Annotated in this window: 8 protein-coding genes; 6 read left to right on the forward strand and 2 right to left on the reverse strand. The window is 49.3% G+C overall.

Going from position 1 to position 6670, the window contains the following annotated elements:
* The first annotated feature begins 5 nt into the window (after nt 1-5).
* Nucleotides 6-1700, forward strand: coding sequence for a type 1 glutamine amidotransferase family protein (locus tag BLP64_RS07895; RefSeq protein ID WP_092593436.1), 1695 nt, complete (start codon nt 6-8; stop codon nt 1698-1700).
* 13 nt (nt 1701-1713) lie between these two features.
* Nucleotides 1714-2367, forward strand: a complete 654-nt coding sequence (pyrE, locus tag BLP64_RS07900) for an orotate phosphoribosyltransferase (protein WP_092593438.1) — start codon at nt 1714-1716, stop codon at nt 2365-2367.
* Between the two features lie 25 nt (nt 2368-2392).
* Here pyrE and rph read toward each other — a convergent pair whose 3' ends face one another.
* Nucleotides 2393-3106: a ribonuclease PH gene (rph, locus tag BLP64_RS07905; RefSeq protein WP_092593440.1), complete on the reverse strand. Its 714-nt coding sequence runs from the start codon at nt 3104-3106 to the stop codon at nt 2393-2395.
* A gap of 118 nt (nt 3107-3224) precedes the next feature.
* On the opposite strand from rph, the gene BLP64_RS07910 reads away from it, so the two are divergent.
* From BLP64_RS07910 to BLP64_RS07920, 4 genes are all read left to right on the forward strand, one after another.
* The gene (locus tag BLP64_RS07910; RefSeq protein WP_092593442.1) at nt 3225-4088 is read left to right on the forward strand and encodes a YicC/YloC family endoribonuclease; all 864 of its coding nucleotides are present in this window, start codon (nt 3225-3227) and stop codon (nt 4086-4088) included.
* 286 nt (nt 4089-4374) lie between these two features.
* Entirely contained in the window at nt 4375-4815 is a 441-nt protein-coding gene (locus BLP64_RS11015; protein ID WP_407681267.1) for an integrase arm-type DNA-binding domain-containing protein, read from the forward strand.
* A complete protein-coding gene (locus BLP64_RS11020; RefSeq protein WP_407681265.1) occupies nt 4781-5509 on the forward strand; it encodes a tyrosine-type recombinase/integrase in 729 nt (242 codons plus the stop codon). The genes BLP64_RS11015 and BLP64_RS11020 overlap by 35 nt, the downstream gene beginning before the upstream one ends.
* Before the next feature lie 84 nt (nt 5510-5593).
* Nucleotides 5594-6388, forward strand: a complete 795-nt coding sequence (locus BLP64_RS07920) for a Fic family protein (RefSeq protein ID WP_092593444.1) — start codon at nt 5594-5596, stop codon at nt 6386-6388.
* 2 nt (nt 6389-6390) lie between these two features.
* Here the strand turns inward: BLP64_RS07920 and BLP64_RS07925 are convergent.
* The coding region (locus BLP64_RS07925; protein ID WP_143001081.1) for an integrase core domain-containing protein at nt 6391-6670 on the reverse strand (280 nt) is incomplete at its 5' end.

Genomic DNA, 6670 nt, shown 5'->3' on the forward strand with positions numbered 1-6670 from the left:
CCTTTATGAAATCTTCAATTCGCAATGCACTGCTTATGGTGGGTGCTTTCATTGGTTTAGTTGGGCCAATGCACGCCACAGCGCAGTCTGTTGAGCGACCAGCAGGCCCCAATTATCAACTTTTCTTAATTGGTGATGAGCTGCAACTGTGTTCTAGCTTAGCGTGGACGGAGTGCTTTGATACGGATTGGCTTGACCCTGAAACCATGCGCACCGAGCGCTATATCAACCTAGTCGGTGACCCGGTAAAAGCTTTGCTGGATGATGAAAATTGGCCCATACATCGCCATCAAATTCGTGATGATGTGAAGGATGCCATTGCGATTCTTTATGAACGCCTGAACATTGACGTGGTGACGGAACATACCTTCCATGAAGAATTCACGCGGCGGGTGACCAATCACTTATATAACAGCTTGTCTGAACGTGAATGGCACATGATTCTTGACCATTTGGAATTGCCAGCTCCAGCCGGTAAGCCGAACTTGGCGCAAATTCGCATGTTGAAGGTACGCGCGAAAGAAGACATCTTGCGTGCGATGTTGGCCGAAGCGGATAAAGTTCGAGGAGCGGACCAACGCGCACCACGGATTGCGATTACCGCTGCCGGTGCGCGAGACCCGTTCACGACAGTTGAACCGTATTTAAATGCGTTAGAAAAGCTGGGCGCCGAGGTGCGCTGGTTACCTATTGATGCAGCGGTAAATCGAGCACAACGCACCAAGCAATGTGATGATTTAGAAGAATTGCGTGTACAAGAGTTACATACCTGGCGTCGCGCGGCGGTATTCCCAGCATTGCACGAACATCAAGTTGAGTTCTGCAAGGCGCCTCTCGCAGGGCCTAAAATAGTGGATTGGGCCGATGCCGTGCTGATTGTCGGCAATAACCAGAATTTAGTGCGGAAGGCGTTTTTAGACCCGATGAGCCAACCGACCGACTTGATGACCAGCATTGCGCTGAAAATGCGTGCGAATCGACTGGTGGTGGCAGCTACGGGCGATGCAATGAACGCTTTAACCGCCAAAGCCATGGTTGCCGGCGGCTTGAGTGAAGAAGCATTGCGCGCTGGCGCAATTGCCGGAGAAGCCCCTGCGGCAAACTGTGACCGCGACCATACCTGCCCGCGTTCAATGAACGTAAATAGTGCAGCGTATCATCCGTTAGGTGGGGTGGGGTTATTCACATTCGCGACGTTGGACAGCCGTTTTTCAGATTTAGGTCGGCACGGACGTCTGTTGCGGGTAGCCGCAGCGAACAAAGTACCATTGGCCGTGGGGGTTGACCGCCGTACCGCACTGGCGGTGAACGTGTTAACTGGTGACTTTAAAGTAGTGGGAGAGCGCGGCGTGTTCCTAGCAGAAGCACCGCAAGAAACCGAAAAAGCGGTGGCGACTACTTTTCACTATCTAGTTGGCGGAGCCAGTGGGCGCTTTACCGCGGACAGCGTCACCGATATTAAATTCGCCACCGGCGAAGGTGTGGTGGCCGAGGCCCCAACAACACGCTTCTTGAACGACCGCGGTATGGTCGACACCATGCGGTTGCTGTGCCAAGGCCGTGACTCGGTGAACTTAATTGAAAACGAGTTTCGCTTATTGGTGGTTGCTGATGATAATACGCAGCGGCAGCGCTCTGGCGGTGAGTGTCAGGTAAGTCATGCACGTGTTGGCCTGTCGTGGCAGCCAGAACGTTGGTAAATTAGGAAAGAAGATGAAAGCATACCAAAAAGAGTTTATTGAGTTTGCCATTGAACGTGGCGTATTGAAGTTTGGTGAGTTCACCCTGAAATCAGGCCGTACCAGCCCGTATTTCTTTAACGCTGGGCTGTTCAACCAAGGCGCTGATTTAGCGCGCTTGGGGCGCTTTTATGCGGCGGCGTTAGAAGACAGCGGCGTGAATTATGATGTTTTGTTTGGCCCGGCATACAAAGGCATTCCAATTGCGACTGCCGCCGCCATTGCACTGTTTGATGGGTATCAGAAAAACGTGCCGTACTGCTTTAACCGCAAGGAAAAGAAAGACCACGGGGAAGGCGGCAACTTAGTCGGCTCTCCGTTGCAAGGCAAAGTGATGTTGGTGGATGATGTGATCACCGCTGGTACCGCGATTCGCGAGTCAATGGAACTGGTGCATGCTAATGGTGCCGAATTGGCTGGGGTGCTTATTGCTTTAGATCGACAAGAAAAAGGTCAAGGCGAGCTCAGCGCCATTCAAGAAGTGGAGCGAGACTATCAAGCGCCGGTGATTAGCATTGTGAAATTAAACGATGTGATTCAATACATTAGTGATTCTGAAGAGCTTGCCCCTTATGTGGAGCAAGTGACTCGTTATCGCGAGCAATATGGTGTGAGCGCCGACGCTTAACGTCGGCTCTCCGATGGCGCTTGGCTTAGGCCAGCGCCTGCTTTTGTAAGTCCATTAATTCACGAATGGCATGCTTTGCAAGTTTGAGCATGTCATTCATGTCTTCCATAGAGAAAGGTTCACCTTCAGCGGTCCCTTGCACCTCAATGAATTGACCTGCTTCAGTCATCACCACGTTCATGTCGGTTTCGGCTTTTGAATCTTCTGGGTAGTCTAAATCCACCACCGCATGCCCTTCGTACATGCCCACTGAGATGGCTGCGACTAATCCTTTCAAAGGATTGGTTTTTACCAAGCCCTCTTTACGCATCCAATTCAGCGCATCCACCAGCGCCACACAAGCCCCAGTAATGGCTGCCGTGCGTGTGCCACCGTCGGCTTGCAGCACGTCACAGTCGATGGTGATGGTGTTTTCGCCTAACGCGGCTAAATCCACACACGCCCGCAAAGAACGGCCAATTAAGCGTTGGATTTCAACGGTCCGTCCACCTTGTTTGCCACGTGCTGCTTCTCGGTCCATTCGTGAATGAGTGGAGCGTGGGAGCATCCCGTATTCAGCAGTCACCCAGCCTTGCCCTTTGCCTTTTAAAAAACGAGGCACGCTGCGATCAACACTCGCGGTGCAAAGCACTTTGGTGTCACCAAACTCAATTAACACTGAGCCTTCGGCATGGCGGGTAAAATGCCGAGTAATGGTTACCGGGCGAGTCTGTTGTGCCGTACGGCCGCTTGGACGCATGGGAAGCTCCTATTCTGTGATGCTAAAAAGTGGCGGGATTATATCAGAACTTCGAGCAAAATTCCGTTGCTTTAGAAGAGGTGGTAAACTATCGCCATTCACATTTTGAGGATAAATCATGATTCAATCAATGACCGGCTATGCACGCCACGAATTTAAAGCCGACTGGGGCACCGCAACTTGGGAAATGCGGTCGGTGAACCAGCGTTTCTTAGAAACTTATTTCCGGCTGCCCGAGCAAATTCGGTCGTTGGAGAACCCGTTGCGGGAGCGGTTGCGCAAGCAGTTACAGCGCGGCAAAGTTGAGTGCAACTTGCGCCTGCAAATTGAGCAGAAAACCGAAGGTGGATTATGTTTAAACGAAGAGCTGGCACGCAGCTTGATCTCCTCCGCGAATTGGGTAGCGAACCAAAGTAGCAGCGCCCAAATCAACCCTCTTGATGTATTACGTTGGCCAGGCGTGGTGGCGCAACAAGAAGACGATATGGATGCCATTCAAGCCGATGTGATGGCTGCCTTTGACGCATGCTTGGCCGAGTTCATTGAGAACCGAGCCAGCGAAGGCAAAGCGCTAGAGCGCCTGATTGAGGAGCGGCTGGATGGCATTGCGGAGCAAGTGACCTTTGTTCGTGGCCGCATGCCTGAAGTGTTGCAGTGGCAGCGTGAAAAGCTCTTGGCTCGCTTTGAAGACGCCAGCATTGAGCTGGACCCCCAGCGCCTGGAAACTGAAATGGTATTGCTGGCGCAAAAAACCGACGTGGCCGAAGAACTAGACCGTTTGTCTGCCCACGTGGTGGAAACCCGTAAAATTCTTCGCAAAGGCGGGGCATGCGGCCGTCGCTTAGATTTCATGATGCAAGAGTTCAACCGCGAAGCCAATACCCTCGGCTCCAAATCCATCAACACCGACATCACCGCCGCCGCCGTCGAGCTCAAGGTGCTGATTGAGCAAATGCGCGAGCAGATCCAGAATATTGAATAATTTTCTTTACGCTGTCTGATATTTTTCTGATGCTTCCAAAGCCCTTTTAGATAAAGGGCTTTTTTGTTTCTGGAGCTTCCTGATTTTTCCGTTACGTAGCAATTTTGTGGTGAGTGCGGCGGTGAGTATGAAACAGTTGTGAAAAACCAGAATGGTGAGTACCTTTCTAGCCATAGATTAAAAAGAGGTACACACCATGGCAGCGCTTACTGCTACAAAAATTGCAGCACTGGATCGTTCAAAGTAAAACGGTAAATTCGCAGATGGTCTTGGGCTTTATTTCGTGGTGCCCAAAAAGGGCCATTCTTACTGGTCGTATCGTTACACTGTCCATGGTAAGCGCCGTGAAATGACCCTAGGTAAGTACCCATTTATGGGATTGGCCGATGCTCGCGGTGAACTGTTACTGAAAAAGCGTGAGTTACTCAATGGACTTGACCCTTTGGTAGCCAGGAAGAGGGAGGCTTGGTCGGGCATTGAAACTATGGACCATTTGTTCGAAGACTGGTTTGCCAATGATATTAAGCCAAGATTGAAACATCCGAACATTCCTGCTCGATTGTACCGAAAGGAGATGAAGCCGGTAATCGGCGATATGCGAATTGAGCAGGTTACTGCTAGGGATGTTCGAGAAGTGTTAGAACGGGTAAAGTTGAGCGGACGGCCAAGCATTGTGAATGACGTTTTGATATATGAAGCAGTTGTTTCGTCATGCGGTGAAGCTTGATTTAACCCTGAATAACCCGGCATCAGCATTTGGTACCAATGATGCCGGGGGAATCGAGAAATCTCGAGATCGCGCGCTTTCTCTCGCAGAAATCAGAGAGGCAACTAAGGTTTTCCGGAAGCATATGGACCGCTTCGGTATGGATAACTACATTGCCGTTAGTTTATATCTGGTGCTTGGCGTCCGTAAAACTGAACTGACTGAAGCACCATGGAGTGAGCTGGATTTAGTTAAAGCAGAATGGGAAATACCGGATGAGCGGGTGAAGAAAGGTAAAGGTATTGTGATACCACTGCCAAGCCAAGCGGTTGAATGGTTTCACATGCTAAAAGCGCGGTCATTCGGTTCAGATTATGTTCTACCAGCGCGAAGAGGTTCGAATAGACCTTTCATCGGTGGAGACACCATTAATCGTGCAATCAATAAAATGTTTGGCATCGAACAAGGCCGAAAACGGCCCGGACCTAACTTGATGGGAGACATAGAGCATTTTACTGTACATGACTTACGCCGTACCTTTCGCAGCCAAGTATCAGCACTAGGCTTCAGTGGTGCTGTTGGTGAGCGGGCCATAAACCATAGTTTGAAAGGCGTGGAAGGTATTTATGACTGTTACGATTACTATGAAGAACGGCGACAGGTGCACCAGAAGGTTGCTGATGTGATTGAGCCGCTGGTTTGGGTGGGTTTTTAGTAGTCCAAGGCTGTTCTGGTCAAGAGCAAACTCAAGGGTTAAAGTAACTTAATTAGCGAGATTCCCTCGAAAGGAAGTCAAACAATGAAATTCGAAGAATTCACTAGCGGTGAGAAAAAGCAACAGTATCAGTATAAAAGCTTTTCACCGGTCACAGTAAACCGTGAATGGACGTGGGAAGATCCGGTAATTAACACTCTGCTCGAAAGAGCATCGAGATCATTAGCAGAGCTTGATGCTTTTACGCTCATAGTGCCTGATGTAGATCTTTTCATTCAGATGCATATTACGAAGGAAGCTAATAACTCATCACGTATTGAAGGAACTCAGACCCAAATTGACGAGGCAGTATTAGATGCTGAACAGATATCGCCAGAGAAAAGGGATGACTGGGGCGAGGTACGTAATTATGTTCAGGCCATTAATGAGGCGATAGCAGAGCTTGAGCAAACGCCGTTGTCTAACCGACTTTTAAAGCATACTCATGCCATTTTGATGCAGGGCGTTCGAGGCGAGAACAAATCACCCGGTGAGTTTAGAACAAGTCAAAACTGGATTGGCGGGAGCGGTTTAACCGACGCAGCATTTATACCACCACATCAGAGTGAGGTGGTTGACTTAATGAGCGACCTCGAAATGTTCTGGCACAATGAGAATGTGAACGTACCTGAGCTGATTCGAATTGCCTTGAGCCATTACCAGTTCGAGACGATTCATCCATTTTTAGATGGGAATGGGCGAATCGGGCGCCTTCTAATCACGCTTTATTTGGTTAATAAGGGCTTATTAAGGAAACCATCGTTATATCTCTCTGAATTTTTTGAGCGAAATAGAGGTAGCTACTGTAATCCCCCCATTTTAAGCAGCAGTTATTCGTAGAATTAATGAACCGCTTGCGTTAATTGTTTTGGCGGAATGCCTCCGATAGCTGTATTAGGCCTTTCGTTGTTATAAAGCCAAAGCCACTGAGTGGCAAGTTCTTGTGCATGTTCAACACTTTCAAACAGGTGTAAATCGAGCCATTCATGCCGCACTGTTCGATTAAATCGTTCAACATAGGCATTCTGAGTCGGTTTACCTGGTTGAATGTAGAGCATCGTAATTTGATGTTTTTCAGCCCAGTTAATCAGCTCGCTTGACAAATATTCTGGGCCATTGTCG

This window comes from Pseudidiomarina indica (assembly GCF_900104245.1).
Lineage (GTDB): Bacteria > Pseudomonadota > Gammaproteobacteria > Enterobacterales > Alteromonadaceae > Pseudidiomarina > Pseudidiomarina indica.

Coding starts and splice junctions, on each gene's coding strand:
- BLP64_RS07895 (WP_092593436.1), top strand. CDS start 6: ATGAAATCTTCAATTCGCAATGCACTGCTTATGGTGGGTGCTTTCATT.
- pyrE (WP_092593438.1), top strand. CDS start 1,714: ATGAAAGCATACCAAAAAGAGTTTATTGAGTTTGCCATTGAACGTGGC.
- rph (WP_092593440.1), bottom strand. CDS start 3,106: ATGCGTCCAAGCGGCCGTACGGCACAACAGACTCGCCCGGTAACCATT.
- BLP64_RS07910 (WP_092593442.1), top strand. CDS start 3,225: ATGATTCAATCAATGACCGGCTATGCACGCCACGAATTTAAAGCCGAC.
- BLP64_RS11020 (WP_407681265.1), top strand. CDS start 4,781: ATGAAGCAGTTGTTTCGTCATGCGGTGAAGCTTGATTTAACCCTGAAT.
- BLP64_RS07920 (WP_092593444.1), top strand. CDS start 5,594: ATGAAATTCGAAGAATTCACTAGCGGTGAGAAAAAGCAACAGTATCAG.